The organism is Lentibacillus amyloliquefaciens, from assembly GCF_001307805.1.
Lineage (GTDB): Bacteria > Bacillota > Bacilli > Bacillales > Amphibacillaceae > Lentibacillus > Lentibacillus amyloliquefaciens.
In genome coordinates this window covers 454,929-474,541 of record NZ_CP013862.1, presented here as the reverse complement: position 1 = coordinate 474,541, position 19,613 = coordinate 454,929, and the positions used below count along the sequence as shown (strand labels likewise).

Below are 19,613 nucleotides of genomic sequence, written 5' to 3'. Positions count from 1 at the left end.
ATCACGCCCTTCCTTGGTTACTATGCACCGGTTAAAAATGACTTAACGTATGGCATCGGATCAACTTTTTCGCCATTTATGATCACTTCAAAATGTAAATGAGCGCCGGTTGATGCACCCGTTGAACCAACTTTCCCAATGACATCACCTGCTTTAACTTTGGTTCCCACCGGCTTTCCTTTTTCCATCATGTGTCCATATCGTGTCCTTAAACCGTCGTCATGTTTAATTTCCACATACCAGCCATATCCTGTTCCCATGTTGCTGCTGCTTGATTGGAATGTCGTGCCGTTTGCTTTACTGATAACAATTTCACCATCCGCAAATGCTGTGATCGGCGCTCCTCGAATACCACTGGATGCGACATCTATGCCAGCATGAAATGACGAACAACCACCACAACTTCGATTACCAAAGCCAGATGTAATACTTTTCGTATGTGATGATATCCATGATTTATCACCAACGAGTTCCATGTTTGGTTGGTCAGATGGTTCACAATTCATCGTTAATCCGCCCAGCTTTTGGGCGATCTCTTTCGTTGTTGGCACCCAATGTTCGTTTAAATTGTTTGGGTCATTTGCAGCACCAACCGGTGCATAGACACTTCCTAATTGTTCAATCGTCACCAGGCCATCAACTTTGATACGGTTATATAATGTTTGGGACATGGACTCTAATCCGTCTTTTAAGGTTGAAAACTGAAATAGGCCACTTCCGTCAGGATTCATCAATCCGCCGGGGTTATTTTTTTGTTGAACCGCATTTGATGTTCCCCAGGCTGTCTCATGCATGGCAATGGATGCAAACAAGACTGGATCAATGCCTCGTTTTTCGGACAGGTTAATGATGTCATCACCATGACCTTTTAAGGCACCGGAACGTTCTTTGTTCTGAAAAACAGACGTCCATTTTTCTTGATTAATGTCACCTGTTGCCGAGCATACATAACCGGCAGATGGATTGTTTTGTTTCGATTGTTGTTCGTCAACGCTCCCACCTAATGCGCCGATGATCGCAAACATGATGGTCATTAAGACTAAACCAATCATTATGGGAATGATATTCGCTGCAACAAGACCAATTATCCATCCAATCGCTTTTTTCTTACCAATGGCTTTTACGGCACCCCAAATATGTTTCATTTATCCTTCTTCCCTTCCATGCCTTCATCAGGGGTTACCAAGTTGTTCACCAGCCATTGATCGTTTTGTTGCACCATGGTCAGGTAAAAAAGCTGCGTTCGCTGATTGGTTACACGTCCATTTGATGTGACATGCCATGTGGCAAATGCCCCGAATACCATATTGTTGGACTGTGACGTATCTGAAGCAAACAGCTCAATGGATTCAATACCCCGTTCAACATTTGCTTCCTTCACTGCTGGAATAGCTTGTTTGATTTCTTCCAGAAATGAGTTTGTTACAACCCCGTCCCATTTATCCCAGTCGGTGATTTGAGCTAAATAAAGAGCAAGCCCTTCTTTCGCTTGCTCCTTTGCAGTGGTGACTGCTTTCTCACCGAATTGTTTTTGATAGGTGGTTTCATGTTGATCTTCAGTCGTTTGCTGGTTAACCTTATCTTCTGTGTCATTTTGTGTTTCATCTGCATTTGAATTAGGTTTAGTACCTAATACTTCATCAATTTTTTCTTCCTGAAGTGCTGGTAGTTGCTCTGTTTCATGCTGTGATGCATCGAATAAATCTTCTGGTTTTTGCTGCTCTGCATCATCAGTTGACCATTTCCAGACATACATGGCTATGATTAACAGAGCAACGATGATGAGGAATGTAAACTTATAAAGAATTCGTTTTTCCATCACAAACCACCCTCAAACAATTGCAATTCTTCGTCAGATGCTTCAATGGAGAGCATTAAATTGCCAACACCACTAATACTTAATAAACATTCCCCTTGTTGTAATTGCGGGACATGTTCTAGCTCACTATCCGTCAGCTGTCCTTCAAAAACGGTCCGCAACGTATCTAATGAATTGGAATCCTGCTGCATCACAAATTTATATTGGGTCAGTTCAAATAATGTCCGTATTTTGGTGACCGTGTCCGTGTCGGAATGGTCAGGCACAAAATCACGGATCGATTGGCTGGCCAGGATGAGTCCCCCGAAATACTTCCTTGCTTCACGTGCAAAGTCCGTCAAAAACTTCACCGCCAACATATTTTCCGAGTTGACCAGTCGATGAGCTTCATCAATCATGACCAAAAAGCGTGTCGCTTCATCGACATCGAACGCTTCATCGTCATACATTTTCTGTTTTTGCAACGATCCAACCTGTATCAAGTTATCCCAAATCAAGTTCAGCGTATTAAACATTTGAGCGTTGAACACACCTTTTTCGAGTCCTGTTAAATTACGAATTGAAAAGAAAATAACCTGTTCATCTGTAATGTCAGGAATCGTTGTATGGCCATTAAATAAATAAGCAAAACTGTTTACCAGATTATCGATCACCAATTCAATTTTTTCGAGTCGCTTAACTCTTGTGGATGATAGTTCTGAACGAATGATGCGCTTCTCAGTATTGTCATAGAGTTGATCACGAATGAACATTAAAAAGTCACTGAAAATGGGGTATTCCTCATTAGCTAGTGACGTAATACCTGTTGTATGAATTTTATCCGTGAACCCGAGTGAATCATAAAAAAGACGCAGCATCTTTTTAAATTCCTCTATTTCTTCAGAGGACGGATTACCAGCTAGAAACATATAAAAGGTTGCCACCTTTGATATGTGCTGCATAAAACTGATTTCTTCATTCCTTTCCAAATTGCTATTTTCTTCTGTACGAAAGATTTGCAGTGGATTGATGACGCCATCGCTGCCATCAAGACTAATCGTGTGTCCATTCACGGACTGAACAAGTGTCTTAAATTCACCGGTTACATCAAAGCCTCGAATAAAATTGCCACGTGCTTCATTATCCATCAATAATTTCTTTAGCGTGGTTGACTTACCGGCACCCATTTTTCCGACAACCACCGCATTAAAAAAGCGTCTCATTTTATCCTTATGAAAGAGATCAAACAGCACATTCCCTCCGGTAAATGATGTCCCTAAGTAACTGCCGGTTCGATCATTTAATTCCGAGAAATGATAAGGCAAGCCTGATGCGAGTGTCACGGCCGGCATTCCTTTTCCTTCCCGTTTGTTTGGAAATGCCAGCTGCTGTTCATAGGGAAGGAATAAAGACTGCCATTCCCAGTAAGTTTCATTCAAAAAGATTTGGCCTTTAAACCCGAATGATTGTAATTTGGACATGGTCCGTTCCACTTTCTTTTCCAATTCCCATACAGTTGGTGATGCCACAAACAAGCGAATATGAAGTAACTTAATGACCTCTCCCATTTCACTAATCTGGCGATACAGATCTTCCATCTCCTGATAACCACGTTGCGCATCCATCCGTTCAGATTCATGCTTGGAGCTTCTGAACCGCACATCCTGTTCCACCATGCTTTTATTAATCGCACTCACCGTTTCATCCTGATTCATTGTTGCCACGTCTGTTACAACAGTCACATCATACATGGCCATGATTTTGTCCAACCACAACACATCAACGCTGGACGGGTATTCAAAAACATGAATACACGCTTCATAGCCATCTCCTTTTTTGATGGTTTTGTCTTTAAAACGAATGCCGCCTTGTGGTTGTATCGATGTTAGAAAACTTTTATCCAGTTCAGGTGCTTTCGGTTTGCCTGATTGTTTCATCTGCATGGTATCCATCCTTTCTATAATTTCGTATTTTGATTGTTTAATAGAAACAGAATCTGTTCCTTTTTCGTTCGTGTTAATTCTGTCAATGGAAAAGCCTGTTGCATCCCTTGCATGGCATCATTTTTTCGGTCAGTCAGTTCCTGTTTATCGTCGGCATACACAAAAATAAAAAACTCACGGTTCGAACGTTCACGCTCCAAGAAATCAAACTCAAGTAATTTTTGGTCGATATATTCCAATCGAATAGGACTGGTTGTCTGTTCGCGTTTCTTCAACCAATACGTGCGCTGGGCTTCCGTATTCGCTGGAAAGTTTAAAATGATCTCTTTATAGGACCTGAAATAACTTCGTAAAAAACGGGTTCGGTTCATCAATAAAACATTCAAATCAGTATCGTTCAAAGCATGAATGTTTTTCGTTTGAATCTGGAGAATATCCATTACGCCATTCTTCAAAAGAATATGGTCATTATGAATTTGCACAAACGGTAGTATCTCCAGCGTTTGTCTCAACATTTTTACTTTATTCTTCCCTGACGTTGTCTTGTCATCTTGTTTCATTTTAAAAATCCTCTTGATTTTAGTTGCCCATTGCCTTCGTTTCGTCTGTTTATTATTAGATTCACCGTAAGTCACCTTGTCTTCTTGGTTCATGTTGACTGTCAACCTCCTTCCGTTACCCGCAATTGACGATTTTCCTGCTTGTGTTTATCCATCGCATGGTAAACAGCCTTTTTATGGCGAAAAAATAGAATGAGTGATTCATAATGTCTTTTTTTCGGATTGTGGCCGGATGGTATAAACAGGTAAATCATGAAGCCTATCACGGCCACAAAATACGGAATCATAAAAACACTATGAACCAAATCCCGCAAGATCGTTAACACTAAAAGAGAGCTAATCAATAGAATGACTAGCTCCCGCATTTCCAACCCTAAAATTTTCGGTTTTGCCTTAATCTCTTTCGGAATCTCGTATGTCATGGTCTCTCAGCCCCTTTTGCATGTCTTTTGGCTTTTGCACATCCTTTTGATTGATACTTCCACGAACCTGATTCATTTTTTGACCGGCATCATAACCGGTGTTATGCGCCCGTGTTAGAAAATGACTGGCTCGCTGCACCGTACGATTCCCACCAAACAAGGTATGTTTTGGTTTTGGATGGATATGGCCATCTGAAGCTCCCGCACTTGGCTGATTCGTCATCTTTGGTGATGTTGGAATATTGACAGGACTAGTTGATGCCTGCTGTTGTCCGCCATGAACAGATGATGGTGTGACACCACCTGAATGATCGGAACTAATACTGGCCGATTGTTGACCTTGTCTTGGCATCGAATTGACGGACGGTCGAGCTTCCTGTGCTGGTTGTCCTTTTCCGACAGTACTTCCCCCGTTGTTTTCATAACGTGGCGCATTTCCATTCAGCGTGTTTGTTGAAAACCTGCCTTCTTGACGTGGTGTTTCAGCTTGTCGATGAGACGGCATTGGTTTCACATGGCTGTTATTTTTCAATGCCCGTGTCATGCCGGCACCACCAGCAACCGCACCGCCGCCAAGTTTGCCACCTGCTTTAAGTGCTTTACCACCAGCTTCGGCTGTCATTTTGCCACCTGCACCAACCATACGACCGGCAGCATAACCGCCCATCATGGCCTGCCAGCCAGAACGCAGTCCGGCATCAATACCCAAAAACCGTTGCACGATGTCAGGCGCATCAATTAACGCCCAGGCACCAGCAATCAGTAACAAAATGGTACCGATAATGCCAATATGTTGTTCCATATCATTCGCCCATTGCGCATAAATAATGAACATCCGTAACAGCACCATCATCACAAAAATGACCGCAAATGTACTGGCAATCTCCACGAGCACTTTTTTCAAGCGTTGTCCGCCTGTTAAATCTGTTGCTGCCGTAAACATGGCAAATAACTGATGGAAAGCCAAGTCAAACATCGCACGCCCAATTTTGATAGTTGTGATGACTAATGCAAAGGCTGTCACGGCCAATGTGGCTATAGCAATACCCCAGTTGACATGATACCTGTAGTAGCTTTGTTGCCCCAGGTTGGTAGCTGGTACTGTGTTTGTGTTTAAGTCAACTATCCTTGTTCCACCGTCACCTGTTGAAATAAGGCGGTTTTTTAAAAAGTTCTTTTCTCTCTCAGTTAAGTTCTCCACCCAAGGTTCTGTGGTCCAGCTAAACCAACCTTCATCCTCATAAATATCAAGTTTCTCATTTACCTCTATTGAATCAGGATTTTCTAATTCATTTCCGTAGGTATAATTCGTTGTCCCGATATCTTTATTTTGGGGATCTGGTGGATGCGGAAGCAAATTTTCATTACCCGTCACAGTCTCTTCATTACTTCCACTGGTATAATTGAAATCACTATCAACGTAATACATAACATCAGCGATATTCCGTTTAAGAACGTTATCGGACAGTGTTCCAGGTTCATCTAATGCGGCTATGCCTTCGTTCAACAAATTATCCATCATATTCATGAGATTTGGCAGGATGACGATGACACTCACTGCAATTAAAACATTCATCAGCACTTCATTTCGCTTTTCAATTTTATTCAGCATAAACTGAAAGCCTACAACGGTTAGTGTGACAACAAACATGCCAAACACATAGGGCTGAATCGTTTCGATAAAGCGATTCATGGCTGGATTATCATACACACCGCCAAGTGTGACAACATCCGTTGCGACACCTTCGATCCAATTGTTAATCCAAACTAGCGCTTGAATAATCCCCCATAAAATGTTCCGTATGAGGTCATCATAAAGCCATCCACTGCTCACATCCAAAATAGTGGCTAAATCTTCATAAAGCTTTTTCAAATCATCACCCATTTAAATCCTTCACCTCCCTTTTGTCATAAAAAAAGAACTCACCTAGAATTAGGTAAGTTCCCGAATGATATCTATGGCATTGATTTAATACGTTAAATTTATACCATCCTTTTTCACATAATCCATATTTTGTTGAGCCCCTTTTTTTACATCGCTGTATAAGTCATCATCCAGAAATGTTTTATCTCCTGTATCGGCTTCTTCAATAACCATATTCAAAAACCATGATTTTCCAAAGTACTCAAAAGCTGAATTAATCTGTCCACTATGAACAACAGCCATTCCACCATCTTCAAAAGGATTATGGCCTGACGTCCGATTACTATACTCTTCACTTATGGCGTCAACTTTTTGCTTTTGTTCATCATCAAGCGTATTAAGATTCACATGAAATGCCGTCATATCCTCTTCTTTTAGAGCTTTATCATAGGCTTCAAGCAATTTCGTGTTTTTTACATATTCTTGTTGCGCATCATAAATCAAAACGTAAAATGCTTCGTTATTATCCTTTTTCGCAATCACATCATCTAATGTCGTTTCATTCAATCCAGCTTTTGGTGTTTCTGTCGTTTCATCGTTATTATCTTCTGCAGCACTGTCACTTCCGCCACAGGCACTTAAAACTAGCAAAACAGATAATAGTATCAGCGTTAATAGCCTTCGTTTCCGCATACAGTTACCATCATCTCCCATACAACCTTTTAACAACAGTATAACAGTCCTTTTTGACACTTGAAATGATTATCTTGTCCTATCCGAATCATCCGGTAATTTTATATCTAGTATCGTTTTTAGCTTACTTAGCTCATCAGCTGTAAAGGTAAAACCTTTGCCCAGCCTCGTTTTATCCGGATTCCACCACCTCACATCATATTTTGGTTCATCGCCATTCCAGCTAATAATGTTAAGTTCTTTTGTCCAGCCTGCCTGACTTTCATACAATACGGCAATTTCTTCGATTATATCCCAATCGACACGATATTTTGTTTCTTTCACGATTGCTCGCTCCTTTCCCTTTTAATATAGTGCCTGTTCCCGTAGTTTTTCAGCTTCCTGATCACCATTGGACTGTTCATCTGATGACTGTTGTTCGGCTGCCTGACTGGCTTTCTCATTTTGATTAACTTGCTCTTCAATTCGTTTCATTGCTTTATCCTGCCACGTTTGCATCACGTCATCCGGCAGATAATCCTGTAATGCTGCCAGTACTTTTAAGTGTATTCTTGAAAAATGGGGATGATGGACAATGAAACTCACATAATGGAGAAATGACCAGTGATCCACTTCTTGAAGTAATGTTTTGGTTCTTACTTCATCTATTTCACCCTGACTTTGTTCGATTTGTAAGATATGCCGTTTAAATCGTTCAAATTCCTTGTCTGTCATAACGTCGGCCATTCGTAGAAACAGGTCATCGTTTGATTTAGCCGAATAAACCATACTGTTCAAGTCCATATCATGATACGTCTCAGACATAATTGGGAGCATCATGACGGAATGGTCTGTATCAAAGTCATCAGCCAAATACTGATAACGGAATTTGTGACTGGTTTGGTCCTGATTAAAGATCGGTTTTGGCTCGATCTTTTTTCGGTTCTTATCCTGCCGTTTATTCACACGTATCAAAACGGACTGACCTTCTTTTAACCGCATCAGTTCATCAGACGTTAAAAGCGAGCGTTCTTTTGTCGATTCGCTGTGCGACTTATCGAATGAATGGTAATCACCACTGCGACTGATATCGGTAATTGTTTTGGCCCCAAGCATACTCGAATAATGTTCGGCTGTACTCTTATCTTCGGTGAGGATATAGATCTGATTGGAACAGTTGCCAATTATCGTATCCGATTCTTCACCATAAGCCGATTTCACCTGGGAATAGGCTTGAACAACTAAATGATACCTGAAGCCGCGTCCGGCACCGACTGTTACCATACTTGCCATGCCATCGATTGCCGGCATATTTCCAAACTCATCCAGGATGAATTGCACATGCCGTTTCATTTTGCCATTCTTACTTTTGGTTGCCTTTTCCGAGTTGACACGGTACAACTGACTAACAAAAATACTGGCCAATACATCATTTGACTTGTCCGAATCCGGCGTTGCTAAAAAAACAGCTACTGGTCTGTCGCCAAACCCGATTTCTGTTAAATCCAAACTGTTATGGCCGGTTACTTTCGCGTTCGGTTCAAGCGTAAAGATTTGCAGTTTATCCATGGCAACACTGAAGATACTGCCGCGTGTATTGCCGGTGGAAAAATTACTGGTGGCATACATTAACCGTGCCGGATTATTCTCATCCCGTGCCTGGAAGAATTCGTCCAACACATTATTCTCTTCTTCATCTGTTTCACTGCCCTTGCTGGAAAGGAAATTGGCAACAGAGTACATGGTGACCCGTTCTTCTTTACCAATTTTCACCATGTCCTCCGTTAACGCTAAAATAATAGCCGTGACAAGGGATTTTGCACTGTTTGACCAGAACGGATCTTTAGCGTTTGGATTATGATACAAACTGAATGCCACACTATTGGCATATTTTTGCGCATCACTTACCCTGCCCTGTTTCCATGAATCAATGACTAACTGCAGGGGATTGAATCCCATACTCATCGCATGCTCGATCAAATTAAATACATAGACAGCATAACCACGTTTTTTCAGCGTCTCATAGGATGCCCCGGCCAGTTCTCCTTTCGGGTCATTAATCACCATGGAGGGTTTCTCTTTCGCCCTGCTTTGGACATCAATCATTGGCACAACAAATGTCTCACCTTTACCGGAACGCGTAATCCCAATGACCATCGTATGAACTGGGGCGTCATCTAGCAGGAGCCGGTATGGTTTACCTGTTTCCTGCAATCCGCCAATAATCGTGCCGCCTTTTCCGTCGTATTCCGTTTTGGATGCCGGAATAATCTGATACTGTTTCTTCATGTTCTTCACGGATTCAAATGCATTCGTGCCATGTTGCCCACGGTTAATGGTTTGATAGTTCATTTTGATATTGTATAAGAGTTTCAGAAGACTAATCCCTATAACGATATAGAAGCCCACGTAAAACTCAAGCCATTCTCTTTGAAATATGAATACGTATTGCCAATCGACTGAGAATGTATTCAAGTTGACTTGTTCCGGATTGTTGGCAAATCCCTCAATCAAATGCAGCACTTGTTGGAAAAAGTGTAATAGAAAGTTTGCCAGAAAAAATCCCAATATAACGATAAGCAGTATGAAAGGCACTATGAACTGCCAATTACTTAAGCGTTCGGTTAGTGGCTTATGGTTCGTGTTCAATGGCCATCACCCTTTCATGTTGCTTCGTACGTGCTGCCATTTGGTTATACGTTTTCGTGAATGCTTTGCGGTTTTGTTGTAGATTTTCATTGGCGTCTTTCGTTTCTGACGTATAGTCAAAAACAGACCAATTTTCACCGATGCCTTCCTCTTCAATGGTGTTCACGATATCCCTTGTCGCCTTCCAGCCAGCCTGATCATCATCCATGGCAATTAAAAGGTGTTTATCCGCAAACTGGTCTTTGTGTTCTGCCAAGTATTCTTTGACCTGTCTCGTTTTGGTTGCGCCTGTTAGAGCCATGATGCCAACATTTTCATCAATCTCACGAAAGGATAAAGCATCCAGGATGGATTCACTCACCACCACATTGTCGGTATCCTGCGGAATGTCCATAAAAAAATCCCTCGTTTCTTTGGAGGGATTGAAAATAAGCTGTATTTCCTTGGGATCAAGGTTTTCATCGATGCTGGAACGGAGTAAAACACGGTCCAACGTATTGTCTTCGCCGTACAATGGGAAAATTAAGTTTCGTTTGCACATCCAGCTATTATCGGAATAATCTTTGTTCAATAAGGGTTCGGCTTTTTGAAAAACATGCTGCACGATATTTTCATGTTGTAAGTCAGCTACAAAACCACGTGTTGTCTGTTTTGACAGGCCGCGGTAACCATTATCCAATGCCTCACTGTTAAAATAGTTTTTCGCATATGAAAACACACGGTTTGACCAATCCAAGGACTGCCGTTGTTCTGTCGTTAAGTCGGGATATTGTTTTGCCATGTTTTGTTCATAAGCAGACATATTCCCTTTTTCATGGAATTCAAGCATCATCCGTGAGCCGCAATGGTTTTCCCGGTTGCACTGGATGAAATGCTTGTTATTTTTGTACATGAACGCTTCATGCTGGTTGCATTCCGGGCAGTTGCAGATAAAATAACGGCCTTTATCTTCAGCATTCAAATCACTTAAAGCATTTTCGATATTTTGAAAAACAAGTTTCTTATAAGGATTCAGCTTGCTCATCATCGTCACCTACTTTGACAGCTATTTTAGCTTCAAACCGCTCTAAAACGGGTACAAGGACTAGTTCTTCAATGGATTGATCTGATTTCAGGACTGTTCCCTTAGCTAATAAGTCATCGAAAGTCGTGTGAAATGCCTTCATTAATTCATTATGAAGATGATAGGCTTTTCTAAATCCGTGTTGTTGTATGAAGGACTCACCAAATAACGTCAGTTCCAAATGCTGATAGCCTCCATGTTTGAACACCAATATATCAATCCTCTGTTTGGGGAGCGATTGATAATTCGTAACGACATGTGTTACAAACCAATTGAACGATTTTTCATCGTTCATATAGCGTTGAATAGCGTCTTGCTTGGATGATTCATCTTTGTTTTGTTTTTCTTCCGTAACCGAGTGATTCGGCTGTTTATGCTTTGAAAATGACTTATGACTTCCCAATGTTCGAACGCCTGAGTGCTTGTATGATTGGTCCCCGTGTTTATCAGATGCTTTCGCTATCTCTTTTGTCACCCAATTCACAAGCGCATGATAAGCATTTCGTATCGCTGCCAGAACCTCTTCCATTTCCGCATAAATACTCGTGTCAATATAAGGTGACATACCATTATAGATTTGTCTTAATTGGTCATCCGTCATGTCTAGTTGATCGCCCATGACGGTAAAAAACCGTTTTTTGAATGCCTCAAATGCGTTATCTCCCGGTTTAACAGCTTTAACATTGACAAGCAGTTTATCTTTCATTCTCATTCATATCACCTCCAAAAAAGGACTCCCTGATCGGAAGCCCTACATGTCCATCTCTTGTTCATGCGCCTTGTTTTGCTTCTTCCCCAGTTTCATCTCCTTCTCGTTTTCCAAATCCTTTTCAATCTGGCTTAACTTCTCCTTTTTTACCGGCGTTAAGTCCATCTCTTTTATGTCATCCAACACCTCTCGTTTGAGCTCATAGACTTTCTCATAACCATGTTTTTCTTCAAATGCCGCCATCTCTTGATTTCTTTTTTGAACATCTTCAGATGATGCTTCCTTTTCATCCGGTTGTTTATCTAGAGCGTCCAACACGTGTTGCTTATAAGCATCCTTATAATGGGTTTCTTCCTTTGTGGGCTGCAGCTTTTCCAGTACGTTTTGTTTATAAGCCTGCTTAAATTGCTCTGATTGATTCACCCCGTCATCATGTTCTTTTTGCACCGCATCTTCTATTCTTTGAAGCCTTTCTTTCGGATACTTTGATTTCAGAACCGTATCTTGATACAGGGATTCCAGCTTCTGTCGTTTCCATTGATAGCCTGTATGATCAGGATTCAGCATTTCCTTTTCCTTTGCCGACAGAAAGTCAGCGTACTTGTTTGCCAATTCTGTTTCAAAATCTTGTATAGTCGGCATGATTATCCTCCTCAATAAAAAAAGGCTTCCATCCATTGGAACGCCCGTTTGATTAATGGTTTAATTGTATGAAGTTTTGGATAGTGACAGAATCGCCCAGGTCAAATTCATCACTGATTGCCTTTTCGACACCACGAATATCATCTATCGATTGAATGGGTTCCGCTAACGTTATATCAACATTGCCGCCGCCATCTTCATAAAGATAGCTTATGAAATATTTGTACTCAACACTCACAATGCTTCACCTCCTTAAAATCCAACAACACGACCGCCTAACCAGCTAACAAGACTGGCAGCTAAATAGACAATGCCAAAGCCGATTGCAACGTTGACCATCCACCCCGTATACATTTCCTTTTTCTGCGGATCTTTGGCAAACGTCCACAATAACCCAATGACAACCAGCACCAGCCCGGCTAAGACTGGTGCAATTGGCTTAATCCCGTCAGTAATATTCTGTATGGTTTGAATCGCATCTTGCATGTATCTCACTCTCCTTTCTTCGCAACATTCGTGATCTGTTTCTGGTTTGATACATTAAAATTCAAGATGATGTCTTGGTGTCGTTCATGAAGCCACTCATAATAGGAAGACCCGTCAGCTTCGATAATGCCTTTTGCCAGAGCTTCAAATTCCTTGAATCCTTCAGGTTTTACGGGCCTACGACTTCTTTTTGATGATGATTCTTTCTTTGTTGTTTCAGCAGCATCTTTAGTGGTCGTCTTATCGTCCTGCTTAACGTCTTTGTCCTGATCCTTATCCATTGCTTTTCCAAATCCATTATTAGACACGGTTTACACCTCCTTATCCAGCCAAAATAAAAACCCTTTTCCGTGAAAGAAAAGGGTTAATGGGAAGTTATAAACTTCCTGATACTAATAATTTAACACCGTTTTTATGAAATTTTGTCACCCATTTTGTATCTTTTTTGTACCCTATTTAGTATCCATTTTGTTTCCTTTTACGTAAAGTTATTGTTAGATACAATTAAAATCATTTACTTTTAGCAGCGTAAAGCCGCATTTTTACTTTGAAAAATGCTGTAAATCACCTCATTAATCCAGACAAAAGTCTCTTCACCTTCCCATTAGATACCATGAATGAAATGTAGCAAGGAGCAAGAGTTGAAGCTGAAGCGAGCACTGCCGAAGAAAGAAGGATTTTGGGCAAGATTATTCGAGAAAAAGTAAAGCTTTCTGTGATACAGAGCTTTACCATCCTTCATCTCGACGTTCAAAATCTGTTGATTTACGACCATATAAATAAACTTCTATAACCTCCCTTGTCATTTCTTTTAACTCACCAGGCGTATACGTTATGACACCTGTATCATGCCTGCTAGACCATCTATAAGAACATTGTGCGATTTGCTTTACGTCTATATGATATTGCGTGTACATAAGCTTTTTAGTGGAAGCTAAATCTTGCTGTAATTGCGTAATGGATGAATCTATCTTGCCCTGATATACATTACGCATTTTAAAATCCGAAAAGTTCTTTCTATCGTGTTGTAACACTCTAATAGCAAGCGGAAGTAAAATAAACTGATGGACAAGTTTTTTCATTTGAGTATCCATTAAATCACCTCTAATTAACATTAATATTTCTTTTCTTTTCATTTTAGAAAATATCGGGTATACTATACATAGAAGATCATACAATAATAAAAACCGTAGACGCTCCAACGCCTACGGTACAATAGACCGAACCCCATTAAGAGGGGCGGCGCAGTAGGAAGAATAACCCCTTACGCCTGCCAAGCATATGAGGGGTTATTTTTTATGGTCGGACATAATAAACGCGATTAACATGCCGAAAGAAATCATCAGCATTAAATCGTTTGTGTCCATAGGCAGCACCTCCCTTCTTGGAAGTATCCAAAGAAGGTGAATCGGTGCGCCATCCCTCATATGAAGCCAGTCCATTGTTAAATACATTATAACATATCAATTATGGTGGTCAGTGACAATTAAGGTATGTGTTTTAAAAAGTATGAAGCCGCATTCCCCAGTTGAAAAATGCGGCTGTTTCAAAAAGTGGTTGCTTGCATGTTAATTCGAACCTTAATATCATAACCAAGGTTAGTGACAATAAAGTTGTTTCTAAACATCCATAATTAATGCCACAAAAATGCCCTTCGTATTTCTGGAAGGTTTCTTTTTGCGAATCCCAATATTGTTAGTTGTTACCTTGAAGGTTCACTTTATAATCACTTAGAAAAGTTTGGATACTCCGAGGAAGGCGATTTAACAAATTTCCTGATTCATGATGCACTCACCTTCTTAGTGATAACAGTCTGCCGTTCTGGGCATTGATTCATCCTTTTCACGAATAAATACGACCCCGCTAGGTTTAATTTCAATTTCAACTCCTTCAAGTTCTAACTTCATTATTTCCCTGATACCAAATAGCCATTCTTTTTCCGTTACGTGTCCTCGCTTACAGGAAATGCTGAGAACCTGTCTATTATTGCCGACTTCGTGTAAAAAATGTGTTGATCCACTATCATAAACCTTTATCTTTGGTGATTCATCAGGCGAAAATATTTTAACCATTTTTACTTCGTTTTGACAGTTAGCAGTTACATCTTTAATCTTCATTTATAATCCCCCTAAAAAGAACGTTTGTTCTCATTATAAGCAATGGAGGATAAAAAATCAACTATAACAAGTACTTGATTAAAGCTTATGACTTTTATACAATCGCGCCCGTTAATGGCAATTTAGTCGCAAGCAATTTTAAATCTAACAAAAAATGGTATGAACAAAAGAACCAATCATCAATATAGAGAGTCCCACAATTAACGTGGCAAAAATATTATTAAAAGGTGATAGGAAATTTGAGAATAACATTGCTGGCAAAATAGTCAGTGATACAAAAGTCCATCTGCCAGAATTATTTATTTTATGTTTCGTACCACAGTTATCACACACAATTGGTTTATATTCCATATGCAAAAATGACTTATAGATTTCACGCCAGTTAAAAGACATATTGCAGTTTTGGCATCTTTGCAAAATGAACCTACCTTTTGCTATAAAATCTGTCCATATTTGATATACACTCTTATTCGGTTACTGCGCCTGTTTGATTAGCAATGTGGTTCATTTTTTCTCAAATCACTATCCACAATAAAAAATACAATAAGAGCTACTCCCGCAAAAAATGAATTTAATGTATTAGAAATTAATTCGTACTCAGATAGTGTTATTATGCTTAGGAGTATAACAGTTAAAATAATTCTTTGTTTCAAAAATTCCCCTTTGAAATACTTTGACATATATACTCCCCTTTGTATGCTTATTCAATAAAATGGCCCTACAATAGCAATTTGGGCGCTACCCTTTATTCCGGAATGGCGCCCGTTAACGGCACAACTTTCGGGAAGGGACACTCAGTAATTTATCAAAGTTTTTTCCCACAAGGGTAGTCTTATTTAATCCATTGAAGGAATTCCAGACGATTACCGAATGGGGCGTCCACGTAAAAACGTTTAGCGCCTTCAAGTGGTTCATCCTCCTTGACCTTGATCCCTTGCTCGATTACCTGCTCCCGTAGCCCTTCTAAGTTCTCCACATTGAATGCCGGATGTGCTTTTTTAGCAGGAACAAAATCTTCCTGAATTCCTATATGAAGTTGATGAGTTCCGCATTTAAACCAAACACCACCACGCTTTGCCAAGTTTTCGGGCTTAGGGATTTCCTCCATTCCAAAACACCGCCAAAAAATCTACGTGCTTCATTTTCGCTTCTTTTTGGTGCAGCCAATTGAACGTGATCTATTCCAGTAAATGAATACAACAATATAATACACCATCCCTAAATTAGTATCTTACATAAAAGGATAACTTGAATTTTTCATAATTAAAAATACTTATTTCATATTAATATCTATAATTATTTCTTATCAGTAAATTTTACAAAGCCAGTAACACTATCCTTGACTCGACTTCGACAGTGACTAGGTAAACGAAAACACCGCAAATAGGCATAGAAATAGTGCTTTGCGGTGTTTTTTGAACATAAAGGGTGTGTAACTAGGATTTTGGCTGCATGTCATAGATCTTCGAAGAAGCCTCAATCCCAAGTCTCCCATGAATCAGACGCTGTTCATGCGTCAATTCGGTACGCTGATAAAGGGCGCCGTTTTTAGAAGAAAATTTTCCAAGATGGATCTTATCCAACTCTTGACGAAGTCTCGGCTAGGTCGCTCCGGTATCCACTTCGGCAATTCGAATCAATAGTAATGCCAGCCAGTTCAACAGGATATGCGTTTGTATGCGCTCATCCAGACGGTGGTACATCGGACGAAGGGATAGTGTTGATTTCAACTTCCTGAAGCCCTGTTCGACCTCAATAAGTTGCTTATGGCCAAGGGCTATATCCTCCACAGAAAGCGTATCATCCGATGTGCGAATCAGATATTTTCCGTCATAGCGTTCCGCATCGCGGATCGCCTGTTTGTTCAGTTTTAATCTACCGTCTTTCAGCTGACGGAGATAACGGCCAAATAACTTATGGGCCCTTATAGTTTATCAATCCTTGAACATCAAGGGTTTCAGCTATACTAACGATGCATCAAATAATCCGTTTTTTACACATCCGCACGCGAAATAAATTTGGGCATTAACAATTCTTGAACTTCTGGCGCAGAACCATGAAACGGTTCGATTTCGACCAAGCAACTGTGGGCGGTTGGCCCTTGCGCTAGTGAAGAAGTACCTTTGTCCGCTGTCAAGACATTCGGGTTGCCGTGGTACTCCAGGCTATTAGGTCCCTCAGTATCGTCTGGACAATACCATGCACCTGTAGGCAAACTAACGACACCTTGCATAATGTCGTCTGAAAGTCTCGCTCCTGTCAAGCAAGCACCTCGATCATTAAAAACCCGTACAAGCATTCCGTCCGTTATCCCACGCTTACATGCATCAGCAGGATTTATAGTAACCGTCTCCCTCCCCGCTGTCTTATCCTTATGGCTGAAAGCCCCGAAATCGAGTTGACTATGAAGTTTATTACGTGGTTGATGAGAGATCATGTGTAATGGAAAACTACTTGCTCGAGGCGCTCCTAACCATTCATTCTTATCAAACCATCTCGGATGCCCGGTACAGTCAGCATATTTAAAGGATGCGATTCTACTCGAGAAGATTTCGATTTTCCCGGAAGGTGTCGACAGCGGATGGGCCTTAGGATCGTTGAGAAAACGTGACATAAAATTATTTCGTCTTGGCTTCATCTTAGGCTCTGCATATAAAGGCTCGCCCGTCTCCCAAAATTCATCAAAGGGAATCAATTCGGCACCTGCCTGTTTGGCGTTATTCCTACTAACTTTATAAATGTTTTTCAGCCATGCCGTCTCATCGCGACCTTCCGAAAAGGCTTCAAGGACACCCAGTCTTTCAGCCAACCCGCAGAAAATTTCATAATCAGTTCGAGATTGCCCGTAATTCTCCAGCACCTTTTTCGACGGGGTAATATGATAATCATCTTTGCTGCAAATAACATCATTACGCTCAAGGAAGGTGTTTGCTGGGAATACGATATCCGCGTGACGTGCCGTAGCTGTCCAGGTCGAATCATGAACAATCACGGTTTTCGGCTTCCTCCAAGCACGACGGAGTTGGTTCAAATCTTGGTGATGATGAAATGGATTACCGCCAGCCCAATAGATTAGTTGGATATCAGGATAGGTTCTATTTTCTCCATTGTATGAGTAAGGGCTACCTGGATTTAGCAGCATATCAGCAATTCGGGCAACAGGGATCGTCTGCTTGATTGGGTTCCAGCCTTGCGAAAGTCCACCCCATGAAAAAGGGGTTTTATGATAGTAACCTGAACCATTACTACTCCCCCATCTAAGTCCAAAACCGCCACCTTTCTTTCCTATCGATCCCAGCATAGCGGCAAGCACGATGGCGAGCCAGAAGGGTTGTTCGCCATGTTCTGATCTTTGCAGTGACAGGCTGACCGTTATTAACGGACAACGTGCATTGGCAAGTTTTTCGGCGAGACGTATAATATCTTGTGAAGGAATATTAGCGATGGAGGATGCCCATTCTGGATCCTTCATAACACCGTCAGATTGCCCCAGCAGATATGCCTTGAACTTGTCATATCCGACTGTGTAACGATCAATGAATCTAACGTCGACCTTGTTGTTCACTTCAAGGTAATGGGCAATTCCAAGCATAATAGCAACGTCTGAGCAAGGTCTTGCAGCAATCCACTCAGCCGCAACATCCCTTGGTATATCGGATTGAATGGGGCTGACCGAGATGACTTCGGTTCCCGATGCCGCAATCTCTTCTATCACATTTCTTTCGTGGTGGTCAGTGACCCCACCTGGTTTTACTTGGTTATTATACTGATTCAAACCTCCGAAGGCAATGAGCAAGTCGCAGTTCTCGATGATCTCGCCATATTCTACCACATCGTCTGCAGTTCCATAATCCACACCAATTACATGGGGAACAATAACTTGGCACGCAGCGGCAGAGTAATTGTTCGCCGATGCGACGTACCCCCCGATAGTGTTCAAGAATCGGTGGACCTGACTTTGGGCATGGTGGAATCTCCCGGCACTCCCCCATCCATACGATCCACCATAGATTCCGGCATTTCCTACCTTTTCCTTTGTGTCCTTTAATGCGGATGCTGCCAGTTCAAGTGCTTCTTCCCAACTTACCGGTACAAAAGGTTCTTTTCCACGAGATTGACGATGATTTTGATCACCTCGTAAATATCCCGCTCTAACCATAGGTTGAGCAATACGGAAACGGTTATCCATCACATCATACAATAGTTCTCCAATGGGGGATGGATTAGAGTCCGTCCGCGCAGGTTGTACATCAACAACAGCCCCGTCACTAGTCTCAACTTGATAGATTCCCCAATGAGTACCAACCATCGCCTTTTTGTTCTTTTGCATTTAAAGTATCATTCCTTTCGCTGTGCTCAAGGCACAAAAATGTAATGAAAAAACTCTCCCTCCGCGGTCAAAGTTGCTATAATGTAAATGGATAAGCAGATACACTAAAGAGCACGAGGAGGTGAGTAAAGCAGTTCTATGCTGCCCGCCTTTAAAAATGTGCCGTTTTCCTTTTCCAAGCACAAATAAGTTTTCAACCCGAGCACGTAAACTAATCTTTGTATAACGCTTAGCACCATTATTTCCCTTATTAGAGCTTGCAACTTGTTATATTTGCATGAAAATTAAGCATTATCGTGAAAATATAATAGAATCCTATTCAATAAATACAGCTACTGCTATCAAAAAACATGTTTCA

General features: G+C 41.0%; 19 protein-coding genes and 2 pseudogenes. All 21 read right to left on the bottom strand.

The features are described from left to right. Positions 1-20: 20 nt before the first annotated feature. The 21 genes and pseudogenes from AOX59_RS02390 to AOX59_RS02295 all read right to left on the bottom strand — a co-directional run bounded on the left by AOX59_RS02390 (position 21) and on the right by AOX59_RS02295 (position 19,255). Positions 21-1,145: a M23 family metallopeptidase gene (locus tag AOX59_RS02390; RefSeq protein ID WP_068441317.1), complete on the bottom strand. Its 1,125-nt coding sequence runs from the start codon at positions 1,143-1,145 to the stop codon at positions 21-23. Further along, positions 1,142-1,819 (bottom strand): hypothetical protein, encoded by a 678-nt coding sequence (locus tag AOX59_RS02385; protein ID WP_068441314.1) that lies wholly within the window; start codon positions 1,817-1,819, stop codon positions 1,142-1,144. Before AOX59_RS02385 ends, AOX59_RS02390 begins: the two co-directional genes overlap by 4 nt. Beyond that, the gene (locus tag AOX59_RS02380) at positions 1,819-3,741 is read right to left on the bottom strand and encodes a VirB4 family type IV secretion system protein (RefSeq protein ID WP_068441310.1); all 1,923 of its coding nucleotides are present in this window, start codon (positions 3,739-3,741) and stop codon (positions 1,819-1,821) included. The genes AOX59_RS02385 and AOX59_RS02380 overlap by 1 nt, the downstream gene beginning before the upstream one ends. Positions 3,742-3,755: 14 nt before the next feature. After that, positions 3,756-4,394, bottom strand: a complete 639-nt coding sequence (locus AOX59_RS02375; protein ID WP_068441307.1) for a hypothetical protein — start codon at positions 4,392-4,394, stop codon at positions 3,756-3,758. A gap of 8 nt (positions 4,395-4,402) precedes the next feature. Continuing rightward, a complete protein-coding gene (locus tag AOX59_RS02370; protein ID WP_068441304.1) occupies positions 4,403-4,723 on the bottom strand; it encodes a DUF5592 family protein in 321 nt (106 codons plus the stop codon). Beyond that, on the bottom strand, positions 4,695-6,608 hold the full coding sequence (locus AOX59_RS02365; protein ID WP_068441302.1) for a pLS20_p028 family conjugation system transmembrane protein: 1,914 nt from the start codon (positions 6,606-6,608) through the stop codon (positions 4,695-4,697). The genes AOX59_RS02370 and AOX59_RS02365 overlap by 29 nt, the downstream gene beginning before the upstream one ends. An 84-nt stretch (positions 6,609-6,692) precedes the next feature. Then, complete coding sequence (locus tag AOX59_RS02360) at positions 6,693-7,301, bottom strand: hypothetical protein (protein WP_082684094.1); 609 nt, start codon at positions 7,299-7,301, stop codon at positions 6,693-6,695. 48 nt (positions 7,302-7,349) lie between these two features. Then, a complete protein-coding gene (locus tag AOX59_RS02355; protein WP_068441296.1) occupies positions 7,350-7,604 on the bottom strand; it encodes a YdbC family protein in 255 nt (84 codons plus the stop codon). Positions 7,605-7,625: 21 nt separating this feature from the next. Next, the gene (locus AOX59_RS02350; protein ID WP_068441293.1) at positions 7,626-9,908 is read right to left on the bottom strand and encodes a VirD4-like conjugal transfer protein, CD1115 family; all 2,283 of its coding nucleotides are present in this window, start codon (positions 9,906-9,908) and stop codon (positions 7,626-7,628) included. After that, positions 9,892-10,935, bottom strand: coding sequence for a toprim domain-containing protein (locus tag AOX59_RS02345; RefSeq protein ID WP_237049351.1), 1,044 nt, complete (start codon positions 10,933-10,935; stop codon positions 9,892-9,894). The genes AOX59_RS02350 and AOX59_RS02345 overlap by 17 nt, the downstream gene beginning before the upstream one ends. Next, complete coding sequence (locus AOX59_RS02340) at positions 10,910-11,683, bottom strand: hypothetical protein (protein WP_068441288.1); 774 nt, start codon at positions 11,681-11,683, stop codon at positions 10,910-10,912. The genes AOX59_RS02345 and AOX59_RS02340 overlap by 26 nt, the downstream gene beginning before the upstream one ends. Positions 11,684-11,722: 39 nt before the next feature. Further along, complete coding sequence (locus AOX59_RS02335; RefSeq protein WP_068441285.1) at positions 11,723-12,322, bottom strand: hypothetical protein; 600 nt, start codon at positions 12,320-12,322, stop codon at positions 11,723-11,725. A 52-nt stretch (positions 12,323-12,374) separates the two neighbouring features. Further along, on the bottom strand, positions 12,375-12,560 hold the full coding sequence (locus tag AOX59_RS02330; RefSeq protein ID WP_068441283.1) for a hypothetical protein: 186 nt from the start codon (positions 12,558-12,560) through the stop codon (positions 12,375-12,377). Positions 12,561-12,574: 14 nt separating this feature from the next. Continuing rightward, positions 12,575-12,808 carry a pilin gene (locus AOX59_RS02325; protein ID WP_010529064.1) on the bottom strand — a complete coding sequence of 78 codons (234 nt, stop codon included), beginning with the start codon at positions 12,806-12,808 and terminating at the stop codon, positions 12,575-12,577. Positions 12,809-12,813: 5 nt separating this feature from the next. Further along, on the bottom strand, positions 12,814-13,116 hold the full coding sequence (locus AOX59_RS02320; RefSeq protein ID WP_068441280.1) for a hypothetical protein: 303 nt from the start codon (positions 13,114-13,116) through the stop codon (positions 12,814-12,816). A 420-nt stretch (positions 13,117-13,536) separates the two neighbouring features. Further along, on the bottom strand, positions 13,537-13,944 hold the full coding sequence (locus AOX59_RS02315; protein ID WP_237049350.1) for a YhjD family protein: 408 nt from the start codon (positions 13,942-13,944) through the stop codon (positions 13,537-13,539). A 663-nt stretch (positions 13,945-14,607) separates the two neighbouring features. Then, complete coding sequence (locus AOX59_RS02310; protein ID WP_068441273.1) at positions 14,608-14,925, bottom strand: hypothetical protein; 318 nt, start codon at positions 14,923-14,925, stop codon at positions 14,608-14,610. 144 nt (positions 14,926-15,069) lie between these two features. Continuing rightward, positions 15,070-15,342 (bottom strand): TIGR04104 family putative zinc finger protein, encoded by a 273-nt coding sequence (locus AOX59_RS20645; RefSeq protein ID WP_418000775.1) that lies wholly within the window; start codon positions 15,340-15,342, stop codon positions 15,070-15,072. Positions 15,343-15,757: 415 nt separating this feature from the next. Beyond that, positions 15,758-16,128 (bottom strand): annotated as a pseudogene (locus tag AOX59_RS02300) (VOC family protein). 233 nt (positions 16,129-16,361) lie between these two features. Further along, positions 16,362-16,853 (bottom strand): annotated as a pseudogene (locus AOX59_RS19075) (IS1634 family transposase); the annotation flags it as partial. A gap of 65 nt (positions 16,854-16,918) precedes the next feature. Then, the gene (locus tag AOX59_RS02295) at positions 16,919-19,255 is read right to left on the bottom strand and encodes a molybdopterin-dependent oxidoreductase (protein WP_068441267.1); all 2,337 of its coding nucleotides are present in this window, start codon (positions 19,253-19,255) and stop codon (positions 16,919-16,921) included. Between the last annotated feature and the right edge of the window lie 358 nt (positions 19,256-19,613).

Coding starts and splice junctions, on each gene's coding strand:
- AOX59_RS02390 (WP_068441317.1), bottom strand. CDS start 1,145: ATGAAACATATTTGGGGTGCCGTAAAAGCCATTGGTAAGAAAAAAGCG.
- AOX59_RS02340 (WP_068441288.1), bottom strand. CDS start 11,683: ATGAGAATGAAAGATAAACTGCTTGTCAATGTTAAAGCTGTTAAACCG.
- AOX59_RS02345 (WP_237049351.1), bottom strand. CDS start 10,935: ATGATGAGCAAGCTGAATCCTTATAAGAAACTTGTTTTTCAAAATATC.
- AOX59_RS02380 (WP_068441310.1), bottom strand. CDS start 3,741: ATGCAGATGAAACAATCAGGCAAACCGAAAGCACCTGAACTGGATAAA.
- AOX59_RS02315 (WP_237049350.1), bottom strand. CDS start 13,944: ATGAAAAGAAAAGAAATATTAATGTTAATTAGAGGTGATTTAATGGAT.
- AOX59_RS02335 (WP_068441285.1), bottom strand. CDS start 12,322: ATGCCGACTATACAAGATTTTGAAACAGAATTGGCAAACAAGTACGCT.
- AOX59_RS02365 (WP_068441302.1), bottom strand. CDS start 6,608: ATGGGTGATGATTTGAAAAAGCTTTATGAAGATTTAGCCACTATTTTG.
- AOX59_RS02295 (WP_068441267.1), bottom strand. CDS start 19,255: ATGCAAAAGAACAAAAAGGCGATGGTTGGTACTCATTGGGGAATCTAT.
- AOX59_RS02375 (WP_068441307.1), bottom strand. CDS start 4,394: ATGAACCAAGAAGACAAGGTGACTTACGGTGAATCTAATAATAAACAG.
- AOX59_RS02370 (WP_068441304.1), bottom strand. CDS start 4,723: ATGACATACGAGATTCCGAAAGAGATTAAGGCAAAACCGAAAATTTTA.
- AOX59_RS02385 (WP_068441314.1), bottom strand. CDS start 1,819: ATGGAAAAACGAATTCTTTATAAGTTTACATTCCTCATCATCGTTGCT.
- AOX59_RS02325 (WP_010529064.1), bottom strand. CDS start 12,808: ATGCAAGATGCGATTCAAACCATACAGAATATTACTGACGGGATTAAG.
- AOX59_RS02310 (WP_068441273.1), bottom strand. CDS start 14,925: ATGAAGATTAAAGATGTAACTGCTAACTGTCAAAACGAAGTAAAAATG.
- AOX59_RS02360 (WP_082684094.1), bottom strand. CDS start 7,301: ATGGGAGATGATGGTAACTGTATGCGGAAACGAAGGCTATTAACGCTG.